The 25503-nt window shown below is 50.0% G+C and carries 13 protein-coding genes; 7 read left to right on the top strand and 6 right to left on the bottom strand.

Going from position 1 to position 25503, the window contains the following annotated elements; genetic code table 11:
• Nucleotides 1-202: 202 nt before the first annotated feature.
• Nucleotides 203-1237, top strand: a complete 1035-nt coding sequence (locus ACYQ2L_RS03250) for a hypothetical protein (protein WP_460050992.1) — start codon at nucleotides 203-205, stop codon at nucleotides 1235-1237.
• On the opposite strand, the gene ACYQ2L_RS03245 is transcribed toward ACYQ2L_RS03250, so the two are convergent.
• Nucleotides 1234-10161, bottom strand: coding sequence for an Ig-like domain-containing protein (locus ACYQ2L_RS03245; RefSeq protein ID WP_460050990.1), 8928 nt, complete (start codon nucleotides 10159-10161; stop codon nucleotides 1234-1236). The genes ACYQ2L_RS03250 and ACYQ2L_RS03245 overlap by 4 nt on opposite strands.
• A gap of 174 nt (nucleotides 10162-10335) precedes the next feature.
• Between ACYQ2L_RS03245 and hflX the strand changes: the two genes are divergently transcribed.
• Together hflX and ACYQ2L_RS03235 are read left to right on the top strand one after the other, a co-directional pair.
• Nucleotides 10336-11643: a GTPase HflX gene (hflX, locus tag ACYQ2L_RS03240; RefSeq protein WP_460050988.1), complete on the top strand. Its 1308-nt coding sequence runs from the start codon at nucleotides 10336-10338 to the stop codon at nucleotides 11641-11643.
• A gap of 18 nt (nucleotides 11644-11661) precedes the next feature.
• On the top strand, nucleotides 11662-12579 hold the full coding sequence (locus ACYQ2L_RS03235; RefSeq protein WP_460050986.1) for a glucosamine kinase nucleotide-binding domain-containing protein: 918 nt from the start codon (nucleotides 11662-11664) through the stop codon (nucleotides 12577-12579).
• A gap of 11 nt (nucleotides 12580-12590) precedes the next feature.
• Here the strand turns inward: ACYQ2L_RS03235 and ACYQ2L_RS03230 are convergent, their stop codons facing one another.
• The 4 genes from ACYQ2L_RS03230 to ACYQ2L_RS03215 are packed head-to-tail and all read right to left on the bottom strand — an operon-like array spanning nucleotide 12591 to nucleotide 20779.
• Complete coding sequence (locus ACYQ2L_RS03230) at nucleotides 12591-13604, bottom strand: LacI family DNA-binding transcriptional regulator (RefSeq protein ID WP_460050984.1); 1014 nt, start codon at nucleotides 13602-13604, stop codon at nucleotides 12591-12593.
• A 23-nt stretch (nucleotides 13605-13627) separates the two neighbouring features.
• Nucleotides 13628-16120, bottom strand: coding sequence for a GH36-type glycosyl hydrolase domain-containing protein (locus ACYQ2L_RS03225; protein ID WP_460050982.1), 2493 nt, complete (start codon nucleotides 16118-16120; stop codon nucleotides 13628-13630).
• Entirely contained in the window at nucleotides 16117-18258 is a 2142-nt protein-coding gene (locus ACYQ2L_RS03220; protein WP_460050980.1) for a hypothetical protein, read from the bottom strand. Before ACYQ2L_RS03220 ends, ACYQ2L_RS03225 begins: the two co-directional genes overlap by 4 nt.
• Nucleotides 18245-20779 carry a GH36-type glycosyl hydrolase domain-containing protein gene (locus ACYQ2L_RS03215; protein ID WP_460050978.1) on the bottom strand — a complete coding sequence of 845 codons (2535 nt, stop codon included), beginning with the start codon at nucleotides 20777-20779 and terminating at the stop codon, nucleotides 18245-18247. The genes ACYQ2L_RS03220 and ACYQ2L_RS03215 overlap by 14 nt, the downstream gene beginning before the upstream one ends.
• 166 nt (nucleotides 20780-20945) lie before the next feature.
• Between ACYQ2L_RS03215 and ACYQ2L_RS03210 the strand changes: the two genes are divergently transcribed.
• The 3 genes from ACYQ2L_RS03210 to ACYQ2L_RS03200 are packed head-to-tail and all read left to right on the top strand — an operon-like array spanning nucleotide 20946 to nucleotide 22545.
• Nucleotides 20946-21503, top strand: a complete 558-nt coding sequence (locus tag ACYQ2L_RS03210; protein ID WP_460050976.1) for a hypothetical protein — start codon at nucleotides 20946-20948, stop codon at nucleotides 21501-21503.
• The gene (locus tag ACYQ2L_RS03205; RefSeq protein WP_460050974.1) at nucleotides 21491-22003 is read left to right on the top strand and encodes an Ig-like domain-containing protein; all 513 of its coding nucleotides are present in this window, start codon (nucleotides 21491-21493) and stop codon (nucleotides 22001-22003) included. The genes ACYQ2L_RS03210 and ACYQ2L_RS03205 overlap by 13 nt, the downstream gene beginning before the upstream one ends.
• A gap of 14 nt (nucleotides 22004-22017) precedes the next feature.
• Nucleotides 22018-22545 carry a methylated-DNA--[protein]-cysteine S-methyltransferase gene (locus ACYQ2L_RS03200; RefSeq protein ID WP_460050972.1) on the top strand — a complete coding sequence of 176 codons (528 nt, stop codon included), beginning with the start codon at nucleotides 22018-22020 and terminating at the stop codon, nucleotides 22543-22545.
• Here the strand turns inward: ACYQ2L_RS03200 and ACYQ2L_RS03195 are convergent.
• Complete coding sequence (locus ACYQ2L_RS03195; RefSeq protein ID WP_460050970.1) at nucleotides 22537-24090, bottom strand: DUF5312 family protein; 1554 nt, start codon at nucleotides 24088-24090, stop codon at nucleotides 22537-22539. The two genes, ACYQ2L_RS03200 and ACYQ2L_RS03195, sit on opposite strands and share 9 nt — an antisense overlap.
• A 117-nt stretch (nucleotides 24091-24207) precedes the next feature.
• On the opposite strand from ACYQ2L_RS03195, the gene ACYQ2L_RS03190 reads away from it, so the two are divergent.
• Nucleotides 24208-25494: an aminotransferase class I/II-fold pyridoxal phosphate-dependent enzyme gene (locus ACYQ2L_RS03190; protein WP_460050968.1), complete on the top strand. Its 1287-nt coding sequence runs from the start codon at nucleotides 24208-24210 to the stop codon at nucleotides 25492-25494.
• Nucleotides 25495-25503: the final 9 nt, after the last annotated feature.

Below are 25503 nucleotides of genomic sequence, written 5' to 3'. Positions count from 1 at the left end.
AGGTTTCACTAATTGCTGAGACCTGATCTCCTATAAATTAACATACATTTTTCATTATGACAAATTCAATCAATATTTGGCCCTTCACACAATAAATTTTTTGGATATCATAAAGCAAACCAGACTATATCTGTGCAGAAATTCACATGCTTGCTATACTTTCAAACACTGGAACATTCAGGGGCAGAATCAGGAGGCTATCATGAATAACAGAACGGTACTCATCATTAGAATAACAACGGTGCTTATGGTCATGATGGCTGTAGTTACAATAATCCACTTCCAATCACCTCAAGTGATAAGACTACATGTGCATCACGATCTGACTAATACTGAGATAGCTCATCAAATAGAAATAATATTACAGGAATACTCAGATGAAAAACAAACAAATATCCATATAGATTTTTCGATGTTTGGAACAAACGAAAATATTAATCCTGATGTGCACATCCTCCGTCAATTTCCGGAAAACCCTTCAGGTTACACTGAGACTCCAATTGCATGGAGTGGTCGATTATGGATGCTGGGTATTCATACAGATGCACTGCAAATATTAGGAAGTGAATCCCCACAACTTTCGAGTAAATTACAACAGGGAGACATAAATCTTGCAGAATTCGAAACAGCAATGCAGATTCTATTCTCGAAGGATATCACACCTATAACACTCGGCAACAGCCATGGATGGCCATATGTGCTGTGGTTGCAGTTTGTTACCGCCTCAATGCATGGAGGATTCGCAGCCCAAACATTCCCGTTTGTTGAATCACTCCCTGAATCCGTTATAGCTGCAAAAGACAAACTTACTTCCTGGCGTGAACTGGGGTATTTCAATCAAGATGTATGGACGAGGGGCTGGGCAGCTGGACTTGCTCCATTGACCGATGGTTCTGCAGCATTGACAATACTGAATGAAACAATGCTTACTGCGCTCCCACCTCAGCATAGAGCGGAGATTGTGTTCGTGCCATTCCCAAATGAATCTTCAATTCCCTGGACAATAGGAAGCGCTCATTATCTTGGGGTGCTGAGATCCTCCAGAAACAAACGGCAGGCACAAAGTCTTGTCACACACCTTACCAGTCCGGAGATCACTGCCCGGCTCAGCCGCATTACCGGGCGGCCCTTCTTTGCCTGGCAAGCACAGGACACCTCTACGAATGTCCTGGACGCCTGGATCGACCGGGCCAACACGCCGGAGCTGAATGCTCTGGCGCGCTGGGCGGTTGATTAATACTCGGACTCCAGAAAAAATATCGGAGGCTCGGCAAGGCCGGTGTATCTGTCAATGCGATAGATATCGCTCCAGTTGCCGGCCCGATCACGCATGGCAAAGTACATACGGTTGCCACCTCCCCAAGGATTACCACCGGTTTCGAATGTTGCCGGTGCACCATCGTAGTAATCAACACTCTCTGTAATTGAGGTGAGGAGGTGGTCGGTAAACCCGATCCACTCGTTCGGATTGGCACCAGGAGGATTGCTGCCATCAGCCGGTCTTGTCACATAACGGAAGCCATAGATGAATACATCATCCGATCCGGTAACATCCACCCGACCCTGGGCGTTGTTGGTAGCATCTGCAGAAATAACCGTTGGCTTTGTCCGGTCCACAAAGTACCTGAACGGCTGCTCACCGGCACCCGGACGCGTAGTCACTCCACCAAGGGAGTCAACTGCACGGATCTGCAGTCCGTATTCACCCTCGGGGACTTCACCGTCGATTGTCACCGTAAAGCTCCAGTCGGTCGTGGTGTTCGCAGGGATTGTGCCGCTTGCGCCGTCCCAGGTACTGGGAACATATTCCCACGCTGTCCATGGCTGCCCCACCTCCTGGGTACGGAACTGCATGAAGGTATTGTCAGAACTCGATGTCACATTTCCATTCACCGTGAAGTCGCCACGATATGCCTTGCGGTTATTCGCGCTCCACATCGTACCTGTTCCGCCACCAAGATCCGGATCCCATACCGTTATCTCTGGCGGGTTGGCTGCAATAAAGAACTTGACCGACCCGATCTCCTGCCAGTTGTAGTTGTCTGCCGCATAGTTGTCCGGATCCATTACGTCGACAAGGTTTACGGCCATGGTATCCAGGACGCGGAAGCCCATCTCATAGACCCCGTCCGGCAAATCGAAGTTGTACGACCAATTGACAAAGAAGGCATCATCCACGGTCGGCAGAATCTCCCATGCCGGCCAGGTTTCCTCACCGGCCTCCCGGATGCGGATCTGCATTGAGTTCCCGGCAACCCGATCGTCGTCGGTCACATAGCCGCTGATGATCGGGCTGGACAGGGTATTCTGCCCTGCAGACGGTTCAGCCGTGTTGGTGAGGTTGGAAAGATTGATTTCCGGTCGATCAGCTTCCTGGTTTAAATCAAGCAGCAGGCCAACCGGGTCTGACAGGTTGCCTGCCCGGTCACGCGTTCGGGCAACCAGGCGGTACCATCCCTGCGGATCTTCAACAGTGGTATCAAAATCATAGTACCATGAGTAGCTGCCGGTTACCTCGCGATCCCAGTCGCTCATGTCAGTCGGAGCCTCGGGTAAATTCTCAAGATCTTCGACCTCTCCAATCCAGAGATATGTCTTTTCAAGGGGGTTTTCCTCCTCGACAAGTCCCCGTACGCGTACCGTACGGTAGACCTCGGAACTGTCGGTGATAAACTCTGTTTCCGGTGCCTTGGTGTCCACTACAACAGAGATAAATCTTGCGGTTGTCTTGCCGGAATTATCCCGGGCGCGATAATGGATAGTTCTGTCGCCGTCGAGATCACCACCTATAATGCCATCAATTGTGGCCCGGTAAAGCCCGACAAACTCGCCCTCTGTTTCCAGCACGGCAGGGATCCACGCATCCTCGTCGATACGTATCTGTACAAATTCCAGTCCACTGTCGTCACTGGCATCCAGATAAAGGGTCAAATCGTTGTTGACAAACCGGCCGTTGAAACTGCTCGTAAAGACCCGGTCATCCTCTCCGACATACCGCGCATCAATCACCATTCGTGCAATATCGATACTGGGCGGATCAACATCGATGGCAAACTCAACCGGGGTTGATTCATAGAAATTGAACGGGGTATCTGTATCATTCACCCAATTACTGTCACGGATCCGCATCTGCATGGTGTAGGAGCCGTCGCTGAATTCCGACAGATCATGTTCGAAGAAGACATTACGGCCGGACACGCTGGCCGGACTGTCGACCGGAACATAATCACCATCCGTTATCGAGCCCCATGCGGATGTCTCGGCAATTCTGATCTCGATACTGCTCAGACCATCATCATCATATACCGATCCGATTGCCTTGGCACCTTGTCCCAGTAGCTCGTCATCATCAGGCGTACTGAGTGACAGGACCGGTCGATCACTGGCCTGATTGATCGTAAACGACAGGCTTTCAGTCGCACTGACGTTTCCGGCGGCATCAACCGCAACGACATACAGGTTGTAAGTATAATCACTCGCCAGGTCATGGACCGTGCGGGTATCCAGCTGAGCATTCCAGTTGTATACACCAGCGGCCTCCGACCAGCCGATGAAATCAGTATCTGGTGGACCGGGATCTGCTTCTTCGAAGCGGTAATACACTTTCTCTACCTGGACATTGTCGGTAGCTGTCCCGCGGTAGGTCACCAGACCGTTATAGGCACCACTGGCGGTATCAGGATTTTCTGATTGTGTTTCTATGGCCGCAGCCGGCGCTTCACTGTCGACAAGAATGGTATACGAGCGGGTCGAGAACCGACCATGAAGGTCTGTGCTGCGAATCTCTATAGTTACTGATGACAGTCCGGAAAGATTCAGCTCGGATTTCTCCCATTCCCAGGTAGCAAATGGAGGATCTTCACCAGAGATATCAATTACTTCCTCGAATACATCATGCCCGGCTATACCAACAAGGCGGGCCTCTACCGTATCAATACCTACACCGTCTGTGGCAGTACCCTCAATCCTGAAATAGTCGGAGACATATACCCCCTGCAGTGTTGTAGCGGTACGGATGCCATTGCTGATTTCCGTAATCGCGGAGTCCGGCAGTGAATCATTCTTCCGGATGTTGATCACATTCGACGTGCCGGTTACCGGATCAATAGTATGTACACCACTGCTATCATCGCCGATATCGTTCACCCGAACCTGTACTTCATATGGATCAAACCGTTCCGGCAATCCAGGAGCTGTAGAGATAACATGAGACCAGTTCACGAAAAATCCGCCGGTCCCGGGATGGGAGACGGGGCGCCAGGTACTGCCGCCATCAAAGCTGATTTCCATGGTTCCGGAATTTATACCATCGTCATCGGTAGCAGTCCCGGAAATAACTCCGGTATTATCCAGCAACTGCCCATCAGGGTTGTTGATGGTAACCACCGGCAGGTTGGTGGTCTGGTCAACTGTCAGCGTTACGCTGTTCGGTTCACTCCAGTTCCCGGCTGAGTCCCGGGCAGCCACATGCAGGGTATAATCCTGCGGATCTTCGGAATCATGATCCTCCAGGCTGTTCCAGTAGTATTCCCAGCTATAGGCACCACCGAAGGCCGTCCAGCCGGTCAGATCGTCAGTCGGATCCGGTGGTACAACGCTGCTCTCGGCGATGTAGTAATAGGTAGCAGCAACGGTAAAGTCGTCATTGGTGGTTCCTCGCAATCGCACTACACCGTTCACCGTCGCCCCGATGCCGGGTTCGTTTATAGTGGTTTCAGGCGGGGTAGTATCTACCGTCACCTGACGCTCTACCGTTGTATTCTTGTCAAAGGCGTCGAAGGCACGTACCTGGATGGCAACAATATCATCTTCAGCCACGGTTGCCTGATATGACCAGGTTTTATAGGCCGGTTCCTCAGCCCCGCTGGTGTCAACTGCAGAGCCCCATGTTGCTCCGCCATCAAGGGATACCCGAACCCGGTCAATGCCGCTGGCATCGGATGCCGTACCGGTCACGGTAAAGCTGTTGCCCTGATAACTGTTCACACCCGGTGCAGTGATTGCCAGAGTGGGATTTTGCGTATCAATCACGAAGTAGACCGGCCCCACAGTTGTCGTGCGTACAAGGGGATCCGTGCCAAGCTTGACATTGGCATCGTCACTGAAACGCAGATAGAAGAAATGCACCCCGTCGCCTAATCCGGCGACGTCGATCAGGTTATGCGAGAAGGTTACGCTGCGCCCTGACGACCCACGGGTACTGACCAGATCGAAATCTGCATCCTGCGGACTCTCGACATTCAGGGCAATCTCGATCGTATCACGATCAATCCGGTCGTCATCCGAAATAGTACCACGTATACGGGCGTTGAGCTCCAGCAGATTATCCTGATCGCCTCCATCCAGTGCGGTTTGCAGTTCTCCGGCGGTTGAGATTCCAGGGTTTACATCGGTAAAGCTAACCGTCGGCCAGTCCGAGGATTGATCGACCAGGAATTCCTGTTCGACCTTGGTCTCGTTGCCGGCCCGGTCCCGGGCGATGATGTACAGGGTGTATTCGGTTTCATCCTGCATTGCATCGCCATCAGAATCTGTACCTGAGTCGGTATTGAACAGAGCCTTGTATGGTGATGTAATAAATGCGGCCCCCCGTACATCGGACCAATCGACCGGTTCTCCGGAGGCGGCATCACTGCGAATAATCCACCACTTCACACCATTGCTGACCAGTCCGCCGGAATCACCAGCAGCTACCGAGAACTCTATGGTGCCGTTAACCCGATCCAGAAAATCGCCTTCCAACACCGGACGCAGGTTGGTAATCTCGACATCCGGTGCTGTGGTATCCACAATCACCGTGCGGTTCAGAGTAGCCGTACGGTTGGCAATATCCTCTACGACAATGCTGTATGTATAATCACCTTCATCCAGTTCGGAATCAGGCTGATTCTGGGTCACCAGGATAGTGTCTGCGGTTACTCCCTCGGTATAGTCCTCAGTGAACACAGTAACGGTTCCAGCATCTCCGGTTCGGGTCACTGTTACACTCTTGAGTCCCTGGGTATCGGAGGCATTAAAACTGAATCCGAACTCGTCCCTGGCATAGTTTTGACTGCCGACAGTATTAATTCCACTAAAGACAAAATCACTGATTTCCGGCGGATTCAAATCGACCCGAAAATTGATGATAATAGCATCCGACTGGTTGCCGGCCAGGTCGCTGGAGCGCAGCCGAATCGAGTTTTCCAGACTTTCTTCCAGGCCTTCCAAAGCTACTGACCAACGGGTAGTCCCCGCGGCTTCTGCCCAGGTCGCCCCGCTGTCAAGACTGTACTCAATCGTTGCAACACCGCTGCCGCTTCCGTCGCTGGCGGTACCGTTGATCGTGAAATCCTCGGTAGAAATAAGATCGTTCTCGCTCAGATTGCCCACCGTAATAGTCGGTGCCTCGGTGTCTACATAAACCGATCGTGAAATCGATGTGGAACGTCCGAGTCGGTCAGTTGCGGTTATGACTACTATATAGTCGCCATCGGCAAGCTGCTCCGGTTCTCCGCGAGCTACCGGGAATTCTGTGTCCCAGGCACTCGTACCATTTACTTCCAGACTGATCAGGTCATCCGGATTATTATCCGGATAGAACGATGCCCTTACCTCGTACACCCCTATGCTATCGGATGCCGTTCCGCTAAAAGCAGCATCGTCCCCTATAAAAGTAGTGCCGGCAGATGCCAGACCGCTGACAATATCCAGCTGAGGGTTAGCGGTGTTAATCGCAAACGAAATCGGCCCGATAGTGTTCCAGTTAAAGTTTTCGCTTAGAGGGCGTTCGCTGTCGTAGCGGATATCACGGACACGGAACTCGATCTCGTGCACCCCGTCACCCAGCAATGCTACCGGCTGTGACCAGGTTGCATTGGTGCGAGTACCGGTAAAGGTATTGGCAACCGGTTCCCAGTCATCCTCATCTGTTGCCGACCATGCGCCGAACGCACCGGCGCCTTCATCAGCATTCCAATCCCAGCTGCGAGTTCTGTAGGCGATTCCCCCACCGGTGACTCCGTCATCATCCTGTACGCTGCCGGTAATCAGGGCATCGCTGCCAAAAAGATTACCCGGTGTGGTTCCGAGTGGATCCGGCATGCCGCTTGCCGTCAGATCAAGGTTTGAGATCTCAAGACTCGGTCGGTCTGATTCCTGATCCACCTGCAGCGTCAGCGTTGCAATTTCACCCCAGTTGGCGGCGGTATCACGAGCTCGTACATGGAAATCATATCCGGCAGGATCAAAATTCCCCTGGATATTGTTCTGGTAGGCATAGGTATCCCAGGTATATTCCCAGCTGTAGCGGTTCGGAAACAAATTCCACTCGCCAATGTCGTCCGGCGGAGTATCGCCCTCGGGGGTAATATACCAGTACACCGAATGCACCTGCATATTGTCATTGGCCGATCCCTGGATCAGCACACCGGCATTCACGGTCTGACCATCTTCCGGACGGATAAACTCTATCGTCGGTGGGGTTGTATCTATAGTAACGGTAATATTCTCGGTTGCCTCGGAACCGGAGAGGTCACGGGCGCGTAGACGAATGTTATAGGTTCCGTCCTGAACATTTCCCTCGTCGCCAACCGTTACCAGGTAATTAATGGGAACAACAGTTTCAGGGTCGGAGTCGTCGTTCTCGTACTTATAAAGCGGTTCTTCCTCATAGCTGTCACCACCATCAAAACTGATCTGAATGAGCTCGATTCCGAATCCGTCGGTTGCCTGACCGATTATCGAGAAATCATTATTCGTGACAAAACTGCTGGACGGTGAGGCAATGGTTACCGTCGGGGCACCCTTGTCCACCGAGAAATTGAGCACCTTTCCGCTTTCCGGAGGCACTGGATCGTTGTCGGTGGGTACAATCCGGGTCAGCCCGATACCGTCAATATCTTCTATCCAGAGCTGCAGCAGATGGCTGCCATCACCCAGGAACTGGCCAGGATTATTGGGGTTCATGAGCGGAATATTAAAATCCAGTCGCGGGGTAGGCGAACGCTCACCGCTGCTATATACATACCTCCAGGCACTCCATTCATTATCTATAGTTCGCCAGACACGGTAGCGGAAGCTGTCGGGGTTTACCCCGTCATCATCCGAAACGCTGCCGATCAGGCGAGGATCTCCGGAGAGTACATTATCAAACCTGCCACCGTCCTCGTCCATGTTAGATATGCTCATAACCGGCAGGTCGCTGTCCTGATAGATTTCAAAGGCCCGGGTACTTTCATGCTGATTCCCAGCCCGGTCGGTTGCTCTGACGAAGAGCTCGAGCGGAGCATCCTCGAACTTCTCTGTATCGATTTTAAGCGTCCAGTTGGTAGCTGTACCACTGAACTCAAAGCCGTCTGCTGCCAGGCTGTAGGCGGATGTCGAAAAACCTGTCCAATCGACAAGTACATCGCTACCCCCACCCAGTGTGCCCTCAACACGCACATCAATACCGGCAACACCGGACAGGGCATCATTGGCAACCCCACGGAATTGCGCTATGCGATTCAGGAATGAACCTGCTTCGGGGTTATTTATGTCAATTTCAGGGGCAACTGTATCCTTAACCAGGTTGACCTGACGAGCATCAGAATCCTCTCCGATAAAGGCAATCGCTCGTACGGTAATGTTGCCGTCGCTGAGCTGTGAGAGGTCCAGTCCGGGAACCGAAGCAGTGTCAAATGTCCATTTCTGTGTGACCGGATCGAAATCTGCAGCATACGCCTGAATATCACCCCAGTCCAGACCAGACTGAGTACTGTCACGCAGTGCAATATTCACGCCCTCAAGCCCGACATCCTCACTTGGAGGCGAAGCCTTTCCGGTCAGTACAAAGCGATCTGAAAAATTGATGTTTTCTGGCGAGTCAATCTCGACAGTGGGACTGCCGTCACTGATAATAAACAACTGATAATACGGCAGGCTTGGGGTGCCATCAATATCGACAACGTAGAGATGAGCCCTAAAGTACCCCTGCCCCATGCCCTCCGGCAGGCGATAATCCCAGGACACCGAACGTATATCCTGAGCAACCAGCTCCGGTCGACGCCACCCAAGACCATCAGGCACATCAAACCACTCAAGACTTTCAATATAATCGAATACTGCTGTTCCACCCTCTGCCCGTGCCTGTGTATACTCAGTAAATTTAAAATCCGGACTGCGCTGAATCTTTATCTCCGCAGAATCAATATCTATGCCGTCATCGTCACGAAATAGTCCTGCCAGCAACCCTCGCGAGCCTGTGCCAGGTATACCACCATCTTCTGCCGCAACAGGTGAAATCCATTCAATAACTGGTATGTCACCCAGCTCATCGAAAATCAAATCGAGCTTATTCTGTTTAGGAAAACTGGTAGCCCGTATAGCAGACGGACTTGGACTGGTTCCTGAGGCCAGTGCGTCCCGCAGCTGATCTGCAGTCCACGGACGGGATGATAGCTCGTTCAGCTTGTCTATATGATAAAATTGCGTACTGCGGTTCCGGGCTTCGTCTTCCGCCCATACAAAGAAACGGAACCATGCCTCAGGTTCTTCATCCGAGGTATAATTCCCTGATTCAAATATCTTGGTCCAGGTGGTGGATTGCTGGACTTCCTGTCTTTCGATTTCAGTCCATGTCGCACCTTCATCGGTGGATTTCTCTACTACCGAACCGAACTTACGAATAGCATGCACGTCCGCTGCAGATACAGTAAGCACAACCTGGGTGTTGAAAACCAACTGGGAATATCGCCTGGGTTCAGTGACCAGAACAACCGGAGGAGTATTATCCACACCATAGATTTGATCCAGAAGAAGTGAGCGTTTCCCTGCAATGTCGGTGACACGGAAATTCATCCGCAAACGCCCGTCAGGAAGCTCTCTGGTGTTCAGCTGCAATGTCCAGACGTCATTCTCCAGGGCGTCTACCGGTTTCCACTCGGAAAAGCTGCTATCCACTGCAGACATATACTGGTACTCAACAATTTCTACCCCGGTATCGTCTGTTGCCCTACCGCGGAATTCGACGGAGCCGCGTAAAAAGTCGTTCACTGCAGGCTGAGACAAACTGATTTCAGGCGGCTCGAGATCCACTGAAGCCCCGAGACCAACCTGGAATAGATTCTTGCATCCTGTAGCTGAGAATATTATCAGTACTGCTACGAGACCGAACAAGGCCACGTGATTTCGACTCTTCATCTGTTTACTCCGTCTTATTACTTCTCACCTTACATACATCGGCAGAACCACACTATATAGTGAGATCCAGATTATTATAATTTACCATACATTAAGAACCATGAGAAATTCAGCTGTCTTTTTACCTTATCTTTCGCTTGGACCTTAGCAGAAATACTGCTATACTTGGTTCAGATGATCGAACTCAGTCAAAACGCACCGGAAGGTGCAATTCTTGTCGCAAGTTGCGGCAGTTCCAGGAACAGCAGGTCCCAGATAGAATATGAATCAGTATTTGCCCGCAGCCAGGCAGAAGCGGAAGATCTACTCCATGAACTGGCAGAACTCTGCCGCTCCATAGACCTTGAACCGAAGGATTCCATATTAGTTTCACTCAAAAATCCACAACCCCGCTACTACATAGGCAGCGGAAAGCTTGCAGAAATCAAGCAGCTTGCCGAGGATCATGAATGCAGCTGTATTGTCTTCGATGACGAACTCAGCCCTTCTCAGCAGAGAAATCTGGAAAAGGAAACCGGCCTGGCAGTAATCGATCGCCGCGAAGTCATCCTGGAGATTTTCAAGCAGCGCGCCACCAGCCAGGAAGCTACGCTGCAGGTACAGCTTGCTTCCCTCGAATATTCCCTGCCCCGGCTAACCCGTCAGTGGACACACCTGAACCGCCAGCGCGGTGGAGCAAAGGGTACCCGAGGTGAGGGAGAGAAGCAGCTTGAGGTCGACCGTCGTCTTGTTCAGCGAAGAATTACCGCAGTCAAGCGGGAACTGGAACACGTCGAGGAACACCGGGCCACCATGCGCAAGCGCCGTGAAAGCATTCCTATGCCGACGGGTGCAATTGTCGGATATACCAATGCCGGAAAATCAACACTCCTGGAATACCTCTCCGGAGCAGAACTCGGCAGCGAGGACAAACTCTTCGCCACCCTGGACCCAAGCACAAAGCGGATAGAACTTCCCAGAATCGGCCCGGTTCTCCTTACGGATACGGTAGGTTTTGTGCGCAATCTACCACATGAACTGGTGGACGCTTTTCATTCAACCCTGGAAGAAACGCTGCATGCCTCCTTCCTGATTCACGTCATAGATGCATCTGCAGAAAACGCCAGGGAACAGGCTGAGGCCGTAGATCGGGTTTTAAGAGAGCTCAAAGCCGATGCTTACCCATGCATTATCGTCCTGAACAAGGCAGACCTTGTAGAATCAGATCAGCTCTATCGCCCGCAAACCTCGGGTCCGATAATCGAGATCTCTGCTAAAACCGGACAGGGAATGGATCGCCTCATTGGAACGATCGAGAGTCTCATAGAGCAGCATATGCATACCGCGGTCTACCATCTGCCGGCACACCGGAGCGACCTGGCTGCCATGTTGCATCGCAACGGCCGGGTTATTTCTGAGGACTACGAGGATGACTTCATTGTACTGAAAGCAATCGTGCCGCAAAGAATCAGCGGGAAGCTGAAAGAATATATACATACCTGATCAGACAGGAGTTTTACTGTGATCTACGCTGGAATTGACGGAGGCGGCACGGGCTGCAGAATCCGCATTGTATCTGAAAACGGTTCTATCCTCGGAGAAGCAAAAGGAAAACCTGCGAATCTGCTTCTCGGCCCCTCAATGGTTGCCGAGCGTGTACTCGAGGTATTCGCAGATGCAGCCGATGCTGCCGGCCTGAAACCTGAATCCTACAGGGAATGTCATTTGGGACTGGCTCTTGCCAGCGCTGAAATGCAGTCGGCAGCAGCTGATTTCATGGACCGTAACTGGCCATTCGCATCAGTTGTTCTGGATACAGATGCATTCGGTGCGCTCATGGGAGCCTTCAGGGGCGAGGACGGTTCAATTCAGATTGTCGGGACAGGATCCTGCGGTTTCCTCATGCACGAGGGAAAAAGCACCCAGATCGGAGGACACGAGTTTCCAATCTCTGATCAGGCAGGCGGGGCCTGGTGGGGTCTCAGGTCGGTGCAGACCGCTCTCTGGGCTTTAGATGAGATTGTAAAACCGACCGCCTTCACTGAGTCGGTTCTTGAAAAATTCCGGGAACTCAGCGGCACTCTAAACCTGCAGGGACGTGAGCTCATAGACTATATTATTACCTGGTCAAAAACGGCTATACCCGGAGATTATGGAAGATTCGCCCGTCTGGCTTTTGATTCAGCGGAAAACGGGGATCCCTACGCCGAAAAAATCCTGCAGGAAGCGCTGGATGATCTGGTCACCATACTCCGGGCTCATGTCCGGCTTGGAAGCACAAGAATAGCTATGATGGGAAGCATTGGTATACGGATTGCAGCAAAACTGCCGGCTGATCTGCGGAACATGATACAGGAACCTGAATCAGATGCAATCGATGGAGCAATTCTTATGGCAAGGCAGTCAAAGGGAAGATATAGCTATTTTACACCGAAGTAATGAGTTACTCATCAGCCTGTCCCGCGAATTACCAGGCGCGGTGGAAAAACCCTGATCACCGGATTCCCGGATGGATTCTTGATTATCTCACCAATGGATTCGATCAGGGTATAGCCCAGTTTTTCGGTCGGTTGACTGACCGAACTTAATGGTGGATTCACCAGCACTGAGACTTCAAGATCATCATAGCCGATCACCGCTATATCATCCGGCATTTTGAGCCCGAGATCGTTAGCAGCCTTCATTATACCGAAGGCTACCATATCACCAGCAGCGCAGAAGACTGCATCAATTTCGGTATTCCGTTCATTCAGAACATGCAGGGCATGTTCCCCGAATTCGAAGTAGTACTCGTCAATTTCACAAATAAGATTGTCATTGAATTCAATACCATGATCAGAGAGAGCCCGGGAATAGCCGTCGAGCCGTTCCTTTGGACTGACCCCGCCTTCATCCGTATTTACAATGCCGTTTACCAGGGCAATGTGCCTGCGCCCCTGCTTGATCAGATGATCAACAGCGGCATAAGCCCCTGCATGTCCGTCCATCTTGAAGACATGCACATCGGGAGCCTCATGCTCGACAAGAATAATCGGCACATTATGCTGAAGGTATTTCGCCCTGATGTCTTCAGGCAGCGGAAGGTTCACAAGGATTACGGCATCAGCCCGTTTTCCATGAAGTATTTCCCGCAGAAGCTTATCCTTCCGTTCAGGGTTCTGGTAGGTAGAAAAAAGATTGATGGAATGAGAAATCAGGTCCTCTGATACAGCCTTCTCCATACCTCTCAAAAAAGTCATTTCGAAGGCCGTAGAAAAAGTAGAGGCTACCACAGCTATTACATCGGTTTTTCCGCGGACCAGACTCCTGGCCTGAATATTGGGATGATAGTCCAGCGCACGGATTGACTTCCACACCTTTTCCTTGGTTTCAGTTGTAATTCTGGGATCATCATGAATGACCCAGGAAACGGTGGTATGGCTCACGCCGGCATGCCTGGCAACATCAGTTATTGTAACACCCATGATGTACTTCTCCCGTCAACACATTATGCAGATTCTCCAAGGATCACCAGCACTGTATGCAGCTTTCCGTCTTCAAAGACCGGCAGCAATGATCCGGCAATTTCCTGACCGTCAACACACATAGACTTGACGCCTTGCATGCAGGAATCCGGATTCCGGACAGTTATGCTGTAGTCAGCTCCCCTGAATCTCCTGACAATCGAGAATTCTTTCCATTCCGGATCGATACAGGGGTTTACTCGTAATCCGTCAAAATCCGGCTGCAGACCGAGTATGTGCTCAATCAAGGATTGATGCATGGTCGGGGCAGTTCCGGTCAGCCAAGTATGCCCCCCGCGGCCGAAGCTGTCTATCCCCTTCCCTCTTACATACTCAGGATAGACATAGGGTTCGGATTTATATCGATCCTGATCCGAACTGAGGTTTTCAGGCAGTATCCTCTTATATAACTCACATGCCTTTTTTCCCTGACCGGTCATACAGTAAGCCTGAATCAACCAGGCGTTGACATGCATGAAAATACCACCGTTTTCCTTCATTGCCGGTGGCTCTTTCTCTATGTTCCAGCTCCGCTGCGGCAAGGTATCATGCTCAGAAAGATCAGTAAACACCGGCCAGCACAGCATGGCCCCATAATCAGTATCCAGGTATTTCTCCACAGCCTGCAGACATACAGTTGCCTGGTCTGAATCCGCAACACCGCTGAGAATACCAAAAACCTGGGGTTCGAGGAAGATTCTTCCATAGGTATTCGAACTGCTCCCGAGATCTTCCTGCTCCGGATCCAGAAACAAAACCCGCTTGTAGTAACCCTCGACATCCAGTGCGTGAGCAGCGATGGCTGCATGAAGCCTGTCCGCACGTTCCCTGAATTCAGCCGATTTTTCCGGTAGTTTTCCTGCGGCCTCGAACAATGCGGCGGTGTCCAGCAGGACCCGGTAATACTGCAGAGCCGCCATTACCGACTCCATACTGCGGTTCGGCTGCCCCTGTATCCGCTGAATATTCAGGTCGTCATTCCAGTCACAGTCTTTCAAAAAGGGCAAATGACGCTCACTGCAATCAGCTTCGACTCTATCCAGTGCAGCACAGCAGTGTTCAAGAATGCTGCCCTGTACTCCGGCTGTTCCCTCATGAACCTCTGCGTAGTCCGTCAGCTCATCGAGTATGGAAAAATCACCGGTCTCCTTGCAGTATTTCTCAATAGCATTCGGAAACCAGATTGGATCATCACATGCCTCAACAGCCTTGTTCCCCGGCTGATCAATGAAGAAATTATGATAGCAGATACCGCTGCTGAACATCTGGGTGCTTATATGCAGCAAGGCAGCGCGCACACTCCCGGGATCATATGCCAGGTAAAAAAGCACATCCTGCAGAATATCCCGAAAACCCCAGCCATATTCATAGCCGGTGTGATAGCGCGATTTCATACGATTCAGAACATATACAATTTCACACTGGTACTGCAGCCACTTGAAGCCGCGGTTGATCTGAACATCAGGAGTCCTGATTTCAAGAAGCCCGAGATGCTCCTCCCAATACTGGCTGACATTCTGCTGCATCTTCTTTCTCGCGCCAGCATCCCGGACCCAGTCCAGAATGCGCCGCATTTCACTTTTGCCGTTCAGGTAATAATCCTGGGTGCTGCCTGCAACAAAAGCTACCGCGAATTCCAGTTCTTCACCCGGCTGAAGCTCAATCTCGTGCTGAAACACACCGCAGGTCCGTCTCAAATAAGGAGTATCGGTTTTCGACAAGCTCCCTGACTGAATGGAAGCCGGGTTACTCTGATCATGAAATCTGTCACCATAAAAAGCTTCCAGACTGGTTTCATAGCTGGTTTGCGCTGTATTCAGAGTCGAATAAAACAGAGCTACATTGCCGAGCATACCGTTTATCTTTTCGGGATCATCCCTGAGCGGAGCGCCATGATGTCTTCGAAATACAATACCCTGCAGGTCCTGATCCCAGGCAGCACCTCCGAAAAAGCCGTCATTATCTCCTGCAAGAAGCCGTGCCAGGGCATCGCCCATATGTACCGGTACAAATGGATACAAACCAAGTCTTCGCACCCGGTTTGTCGTATTGCGGATGACGATATTCTGAATCCAGCCATCGAAATCCTTCGGAACTATCATGGTCAGAAGCGATTCAATTCCTGCACATGATGAATCAAATACCATGCTGCCGAATCCCAGCGTTGTTTTCATTATCTGATCAGGATTCCGCACCGGCTGCCAGCTGCTTGACCACAGCTCGTCAGTATCTCTATCATGCACATAGACATAGCGGCCCATATCGTCCTTGTCATTCAGGTGCAGCTGTGTGTCTACGAAGGTATTCTCATGCGTTCCTTTTACATCAAAACCACCACCGGCATAGCTTACCCCGCTGCAGAAGGTCTCCGTCCCCGGCTGTCCTGGACGAATAAGGTAATGCAGCCATGGTTCAGGTGTGTCCGGCCGATTGATTTCAAATTGATCCTGTTCGTTGAATTTTCCATATGTATTCATTCATGACTCCTTGTTGCTGAAGGTTTTATAAGACCGGAATCCAGTACCACCCTGCGCTCCTTCCTCATGCCATATACAAGCGCCATAAGATCGGAATCAGCAGCCGGGGAACCGGTATCCTGTTCTATTATTTCATGCAGTTCTGCGATAGAAAGCTGCCCTCTGAGCGAGAGCCCGGACATAAGAAGCTGTTCCCAACGGTACTCCTGGCGCTCTGTATTTTTCAGAACCGACTGATGATATTCGGAGACCCTTTCGGCTATAAACCGCAGTTCATCAGCAAGCCGCCGGGGTCCCTGCGCATAGACAGCTGTTTTCTCCTCCGTTCCGGAATTGCGACAAAAAACTGCGGCAGAGACAAGGCCATCGGTTTCCAGCACTGCATACAGCATATGTGCATCCTCTTTTTCAGGAAAATGGATCCTGCTGTTCTTCAGCCCTGGATCTCTCTGTTTGAGTCTCTCGAGGCCATCCTCAATCAGCTTGACATCCTTTTTCCAGACAGTGCTGTCCCGGTAAAAACGTGAGCGGTCTGAGAGATACGTATATGCAGTATAAGTAAAACCAGGTTCAAAGGGCTCGATTATTTCAGGGATAGTCAAATTGCCTGCATGAACAGCATACAGAGTCATGAGAGCCGTCAGCATTCCATTTCCGGATGCGAGATACTTCTTTTTGCCGTGTATATCTACCAGCGGAAGAGGCATAATAATGTGTCCTGAAGCTTCAAGACCAATCAACAGTGATTCAGGCGGATAGGCAGCTATCCACTTATCTCCTACACTGCTGGTTTCAGTCCGTAATCCCAGGGTTCTGGCGGCATGATACGAGGTCATAAGATCCGACTCGACGGTACAGACAAAAGTCGAGTCCGATGTTTTCTCCAGGTAAGCAGCAAGCAGATAGCCGCAGCGGTCTCCGTTCAGAACGTAGACCCTGTCATCTGTTCCGCAGTACAGCAGAACAAAAGCTCTGTCACCATCACCGTCAAGGACTATTCCCCAACAGTTCCCTTCTGACCTGCCGATGTCGAAGACCCGCTGAACTACTGCTATGGATCTGGTATAATCCTCTGCAGTGAAAAAATCAGTACCTTCAATTTCTGCAACCCCGCAGGCTTCATTAATATTTCCGCCATCAGCTCTGCCGTTGACAGTAGTGCTGTGTAGCTGAAAGTGCTCGGTTATCTTCCCGGCCAACTCTTCGTATGCACCATTAGCGTTATCCAGGACTATCCTGCAGTCACCGAGCACCACTCCCAGATCATGCGGTAAGGAATCAATCATAAACTCCAGGGCTTCCTGCCCGGCTGAATGCAGACACTCATATTCTGCAGCCGGGAACTGTAGCTTGTCCCTGTAACAGCGGTACATCCAGGCAGAAAGACTGTATTCGCCCACTACACCCTCTGGTAGAAGTTTATTCCCTCCAACAAAGAATTTTATACCATTCTGATTCGATGGATTATGGCTGGCAGTCAAAACCGCGCCTCCGGGCAATCCTCGCTTCAGCACCTGATACGGAACAAAGGGACTTGGCATGATCCCCTGATCCAGCACTTTCATTCCCCCGGCATTGAAACCCCTATGCATTGCTTTAACCAGCAAGCCACCCACAGCCCTGTCTCTGCCGTCATTGCCAACACAGATCTGATCACCCTCGGAAGCAGTCCCGGCGGCAATCAGCATCCGTGAAAATGCTGCGCTCATGAGCTCTACCAGTCCTGGAGAAAATAGATTCTCTTCGAGATACTCCGCAAACACCGACTTCGCGGATGAGTTATTCCCCACCCGCCCCCGCATTCCATCAGTACCAAGAAAATTGATCCGGGAAAGCTTCAAAGCCTTCTCCGCATTCGAAACCGAACCAGCACCTGCCCGAACATAAAGCTCAATTGCTTTCGGAAAATCGACAAGCAGTGGAGCGGAACCGGATACAAGGAAATCCGAAACAAGCAGAGCATGTGTATAGACCAGCTGTTCACCTGTAAAAACCGTGGCGTTGTACTCCCTGTACTCAGGGTCATCGAGCTCGCCACCTTTTATCAGATCTGTCACCAGGAATACAGAGCGCTTCCTGAGACCTTCAATCTCCGTCGATATATTCTCAAGGAATGATTCATACTCAGCGATTTTCATTGACCTCACCCATTAGCACCTCAACCTGATGATCGCCGCCATCGCAGCAGGCTGCCGGAATAACCTGCCCCTTTACTGTTTTGCTGTGGACCGGCTGCCCGTCGACAAGAATGCTGACAACGCCTTTCTGGACTCCGTCAGGGTTTTTATAGGTAATCCTGAATCTTGTTCCGCGGTACAGACGCTCTGCCCTGAACTCCCTCCAGCTCTCGTGAACGCAGGGATCAATCAGCAAGCCATTATACACGCGCCGTATTCCAAAAATGTATTCAACAATCATTCCAAGCCGTGTCGGGGCTGTTCCTGTGAGCCAGGTATGCCCGGCTTTTCCATGATCGTTGCTGGCAGATCCACTGACATATTCCGGATACACGAATCTCTCAGCAGCATAATTGTAGGGATCATGACTACTCGCCACCGCCGGAAGCGTCTTCCGGCAAACTTCCCAGGCCTCATTCCCATAACCATTCAGACAGAGAGAAGCCATGTACCACGATTCCAGATGCCTGAACTGACCGCCATTTTCTTTTTTTCCGGGAGCATTGCGTTTCCAGGCAGAATAATCTAATGGCAGTGCCCCGTCTGCAAGTCCACGGTCACCCTGACAGAGGGATATTCCGTACTTGTCATCGAGATTATCTTCAACGGTTTTTTTCAGAACATCGAAGCGCTTCTTGTCTGCCAGGCCGCTGAAAGATGACCAGGCAATCGGCTCAAGAAAAACAAGCTTGTCAGTTCTGCTCGAGCCAAGATCCTGAGTTGCCGGATCGGGAGCCAGCGCTCGAATATAATGTCCCTCAGGATCAACACAGCGGGATTCAACGCTATTGCGGACAGTCTCTGCCCTCTGCCGGTATCCATTCAGTAAATCAGCATGCGTATCTACTACCTCGAAAAGCTGAATCATTTCATTCAATGCCTTGAACAACATCTGGGCAGCCATTACCGAGCGGTGTTGCGGGTATGACGAAAGATCATCATTCCAGTCAGCATCCATCATCAGCGGTAATCCATTGTCAGAATTCTTCCAGACACGCTCCACGGCAGCAATACAGTGCTCCATTATAGTCCCTGAACGTGCAGGCAATCCTTCCTTGCTGTCTGCAAAGTCATGTACTTCATCCAGAAAAGCTGTATCTCCGGTTTCCTTGACGTATTCACATACCGCATATATGAGCCACAAGGGATCATCACAAGCCTGGAAATCCCGGTTGCCTTTAGCAGATACAAAGAAATTATGATATACAGATCCATCAGAGAACATCTGGCAGGCAGTAAAGGCAATCAGATCCCGGGCTGGAACCGGGTTCGTCGGGAGCAAGGCGAGCAGATCCTGCAGAATATCCCGGAATCCATATCCGTATTCAAAACCAGAATGATACCGCGATTTCATCCGGTTCAGAATTGCAACCATTGCACACTGATACTGCAGCCATTTAAAGGAATCATTAAACAGATTATCTTCGGGAACATGCAGTTTCAGCCGGGCAATATCCTCTTCCCAATCCTTGCGTACGGCAGCATACATCGCCTTCACTCGTTCCGGGTCCCGGATAGCTTCAAGGTGTTTTTTAAGTTCCTTCTTCCCGTTGCGGTAATAATCCTCGGTACTGGATGCCAGGAGGGCCACCACAATCTCTTTCTCCTCACCCGGGGCAAGGCAAACTTCATTCTGAAGCGCAGATAAGGCACTTGTCAGCTCTTCTGCATCTCGATCCGGCAAAGGTCCTTCAAACAAAGCCGCAGGACAGGCCAGACTGTCACTGAAATGCCCGACGAATTCTTCGTATCTGCTTGAGAAGCTGCAACCACTCAGCGATGAGACATGAACTGCAAGTTTCCCGAACATGCCCTTGACGGTATCGGGATTATCGGCAAAAGGGATTCCAAAGCTGTTCCGCCATACAAGTGCATCAATTTCCCTGTCGATCCGGGCACCTCCCATCATGAGAGTATTGAATCCGGAAAACTGTATGTCACGCGCATCACCGATATTGATCGGGTTAATCGAATACATTCTGAATTTTTGTCCGGTTTCAGATTCATTCTTCAGTTTTATTATCTGAACAAGGGCATCAAACTCATTGGGTATAAAACAACTGGTTTCGACACGAAGATCCTTATATGAAGTTCTGTATACTACAGATCCGAAATTAAATTCGGTTTCCAGTTTCTGATCTTCATGCATAACCGGATACCAGGTGTTGGTGAAATAATTATCATTTGAATCGACAAAATAGGTATATGGCCCCAGCAATCTTGCCTTGTAAGGATCTTCATGAACAAAGCCGTTCAGAATGTCACCCTCCTGTGTTCCGATACGGGCAAATGTTGTTCCGCTGTTTGTCAGCCCCCAGCATAAGGTGCTGGTCGGTTTCTGATTTCTTCTGGCAAGCAGCATGAGCCAGGGTTCCCGGGTTTTGTCCTGACTACACTCTCGAATTCGAACACTGGATTCTTCACTGAAGCAGAATTGTCCATTGCTTTTTGTGCGCCTGTTCTTTTCTGTTGATGATTTCATTCTATGCTCCCTTGTTGTAACAATTTTTGTCGACAGTTATTGCAGACATTAATTGATGACTGATTATTAATGCTTCTAATTTTCACGTGAAAATGAATAAAAGTCAAGGGAATAATGCACCATCGACATACAGAAACGCGACAGTCTTTCCGATATACTATTCAGTATGATGCTGCATCCACGTTTTGCCATAGTTCTGATTCTACTCATTGCACTGCCAGGCTCCCGCTTGTTTGCACAATCAACAAGACCCGATCTACAGCAGCGAATACAGTCTCACGCAGAACCTGAAGAAATCCCTCCTCCCGGCACAGCTGCAATACAGCGTGGTGTTATCTCGATATTTGCGGGGGCAGCCCTAACTTCAGGCGGAGTATGGGCATCTCTCCAGGGCATGGAGATGTACCGCGAGGCAGATGATCTGTACAATGTCTACATGCAGCTTGATCAGACATCAAGCATCCAGGACTTCGCTTCTGCCCACACAGCCTATGCTGATATGCAGCAGCAAAGCATCTATTACCGAATAGGCGGTGCAGCTGGAATCGGACTGGGTATTTCAGGAATCACCTACGGAATGCTTCAAATAAGGTCAGCGGCCAGGCAGTCACGAATGCTTGCTGAAGAAAATCAGTTTGAACTCTCAGGAAACAGGAGCACAGGTCTCTCAGGAGGCCGACTCATTATAGAACCGCGCGGGGTATCACTATTATGGAACTATTAAAGGACAAGCGGATCACCTCTCTGACAGCAAAAAATGGCAGACTGATATTGATTTTCAGCATTATCAGCCTGAGCATCGGCGCATGCGGCATACCCGGCCTCAGTGTCATGGACAGAAGCAATCCTTTCGACCCTATCCTTACTCCTTTTGTAGTTGGCATGTATGAAGCAAGCAGTTATACAGAAGGAAGTCCCATTAAGCTCGAAAACCGGCAGCAGATCAGCAGCCTCGATGAGGCCCTTCTCGTAGTATTTTCTGCGGCCATGGACCAGGACACGGTAACCGATGAACTTATTCTGCAGGATCCAGAAAACGATACCGTGCATCCTATCAATCTTCAGTTTGACTGGCCCGAGCTCCACCAGCTGAGGATAAGCCCGCCGGGAGCTGGATGGCCACAGGATGCCACAATCCGTATTATTATTCCGGAGACAGCCAGGAACATCGGAGAGAATCCTCTTGATGCTCCCTTCACCTCTTCCTTCACTACAGCTGAATAAGGTATGCTTGCTGCATGCAGCAGCGATATATCTATTACAATATTATCGACACCCCCCTCGGATCACTCTATTTATCCGTCGATAAGAGTGGTCATCTGCTGCATATAGGTCTTAATACACCGCCGCCATTTATTGAAACAGCAGAACGCAATAAATACGCCTGTGGTGAAGCAGAACAGCAGATCAAGGAGTATTTCTCCGGAGCCAGAATCTGTTTCGATCTACCGGTAAAACTGAAGGGCACCGACTTCCAGAGGGCGGTGTGGTCACGGTTGCAGAAACAACCCTACGGGACGACGATCAGCTATGCAGAACTTGCTCTCAAGATCGGCAACCGGCATGCTGCACGAGCAGTTGGTGGTGCATTGGCCAGGAATCCCGTCCCTATCATAATACCATGCCATCGCGTAATACTTTCCTCAGGGGAGATAGGTTCATATGCACTTCGGAGCAAGCCCGATGGAAGCGGAAAAGAACAGAAACAATATCTGATCGAACTGGAGCAGAAATTCAGAATTGAAGATGATTCCTGCTCAGCTTGAAGACTTTACAAACATCTGCAGAAGCTGAACGAAATAATACATTCTGGTGTATATATCCTTTAACCTGGCATCTATCGGCTCTTCAGAGGCATTTTCAACCTCACGCCAGTTCAATATAAGAGGATCATTCTTGTTACCGTAGTCTTCAAGAACACCCTTTACACCTTTACCCATCTGTATAAGATTCTGGGCGGCATTATTGATATATGTTTGAGCTGTCTTGTTGATCTCATCCAGCAGCTGTCGGAGCAGCTTTGCAGTAGAGGGATCCTTTTCAACCACCTTTCCGCTCGCTTTCTTGAGCTTCATTCCAAGCTCACCTTCCTCGGATAGCGATTCATCGAACTGAACAACCTTCTGACTCAAATCCATGAGCTCATGAAAAGCAGCAGAAAGCTGATTAGACATAATCTGTGAAGACCATTGCCCACGGATGACCAGAATATCATGCACTTCCCGGACATCCTTCTTGAAAAAATCTATCAGAAACGCTTTGAGATAATTGAATGCTGCCGTGTGTGTGAATCCACCCATCATCCGCTTGGAGAACATCACATTTGCTTTCTCCGTATAATGCTTGGAGCGTGCCACAACCGAGGTACCAAAAACCTTCTTGACCAGCTGGGCCACTTTACTGTTGCGTTGTTCCTGTAGAATCTTCTGGATAGTGATCTCGGTCTGGGACTTCATTTTGCTCAGATAAGGCTCTACTATTTTTTCCACACTGGCTTTCTTCAGGGGGGTGAAGTCAGGGTCTCTCGACGCATGCTGAACTATCTGTTCCAGAATACCTGATTTTTTTATACCCTGCAGCTGCGAAAGCAGCTTCTTCCATTTCCCACGGTCAACAAGCTCTATCCCGCGATAGGCAGTCAGGATATCAAAAACCTTGTCCCAATCACCATCCTGAGGAACCATCTGAAGAATATCAACAAAATTTTTCAGATCATCAACAATATACTCTGCATTGATTGATTCGAATTTCGGCTGGTACGTAAGATTATATTCCTGAATACTGGAATCAAATTTCTTGAGCATGAAATAGTAGTCATACCGAACAAGATCGATGAAGACTGAAACAAGAAAGTATGCCTGTTGGATGTCCCGGACGGTCCCGCCGTCAAATGCCCCGAAAAAGGCAATCATGTCATCTTTCATGAGCGAGGCAACCTTCTTGGTATCATGAGCTTCACAGAGTTTGCGGATATGATCCTCGCTGAAATGTTCCTGCAGCTCCAGCAGATCATTGCCCAGAAATGATTCAATGGTAATTGCCTTGATTGCCTGTGAACTCTCTGCACCCTGAAGAATCTGCTGCGCCTGGGCAAGCAGTTTGTATATCTCGAAAAACAGCTTTGCAAGCCCGGACTGTGCCTCGGAATTACGCACTTTGTAGAATTTATATTTCTGTTTTCCCAGAATTTTCCCGAGTTGCTTTAAACGCCGCTTCCTGGCGCGTTCGGGATCGTTTTCTCCGCCAAAAAAAGCGAGTATTTTATCAAGGAAGCCTACAACTTCATCAGCGGGAGAAGTGCTTTCTGCCATAAGAAAAACCTACGTCATATTCCTGCTGTTGTCAATTCATAGCTGTGGAATACACATGCGCTATGCTTGTAAAAGCAGCCGCACTCGGATATGCTGTAGCACGGAGGGTATTTAGACGTGCAGCCAGCAGAGCAGTTAAATCAGCGACTTGAAGGTACCGTTATCAGAAGCATGCTTTCCCGATTGGGAGAGGCAATGTTTTTCCCGAAAGGAATTGTGGCACAGGCAGCAGAAGCCGCAGCCAGAGCACACAGATTTGATGCCACTGTAGGCATGGCTTACAGTAAAGGCGAACCTATTATGCTCAGAAGCATTCATGCCGCTGTGCCCGGCGTCAGCCCGAAAGATACTGTAGGCTACAGCCCTACCCCCGGAAACCGGAAACTCCGCGAGCGGTGGAAGCAGGAAATGCTCATAAAAAACCCTTCCCTTGCTGCAGCTGCAACAAGCCTGCCGATGGTTACACCAGGACTGACAAATGGACTCAGCCAGATTGCTGATCTTTTTTGTGACCCGGGAGATGTATTGATATTGCCGGATCTTTTCTGGGGAAACTACAAGCTTCTGTTTGCAGTCCGGCATGGTGTTAATATAGTAACCTACCCATTCTTCAACAGCCGCAATCAGTTCAATATCGACGGCCTCCGCTCCTGCATCGAGCAGCATAAAAATGCGCGTGGTGTCCGCATACTGCTGAACTTTCCCAACAATCCCACCGGATACAGCCCGGATACCAATGAATCAGCGGAAATAATCCGTTCCCTGACAGAAGCAGCGGCATCCACGGATATTATGCTGATTTGCGATGATGCCTATTTCGGCCTTTTCTACAATGAGCAGACGGATACACAATCTCTTTTTGCACATGCAGCCGCAGCTCATCATAGACTACTTGCAGTCAAGATTGACGGTGCCACCAAGGAAGATTATGTCTGGGGATTTCGAATAGGTTTCATTACCGTCGCAGCCAGAGGTTTGAGCGAGGATCATTTTGCCGCCTGGGATGATAAACTGACCGGTTCAATACGATCGAACGTATCCAACGGTAATACTCTCGGTCAAAGCCTGCTTCTCAAGGCTATGGAAGACAGCAGTTATCACGCGGAGAAAGCAGAAATAGCAACCCTACTTCAGCATCGTTATGAAATAGTACGTCAAATCATTAGTGAGAAGCCGTTTTCTGATCCCACATTCCCGCTTCAGGTTCTGCCCTTCAATTCAGGCTATTTCATGGCATTCCACAGTCCTGAGGGCAAGGCAGAGGAAATACGGAACAAGCTTCTTGATCAGGGAATCGGAGTGATTGCATTCGGCACCAGTCTCCTGAGGGTAGCATATGCCGGAGTAGATCCTGAAAGTCTGACCGAACTATACAGTGCCGTTGCCGATGCCGCTCTATCATGATACAAACAG

It is taken from the genome of Spirochaeta dissipatitropha, from assembly GCF_054657935.1.
The sequence above is the reverse complement of the archived record's forward strand: the minus strand, read 5'-3'. Positions and strand labels throughout refer to the sequence as shown.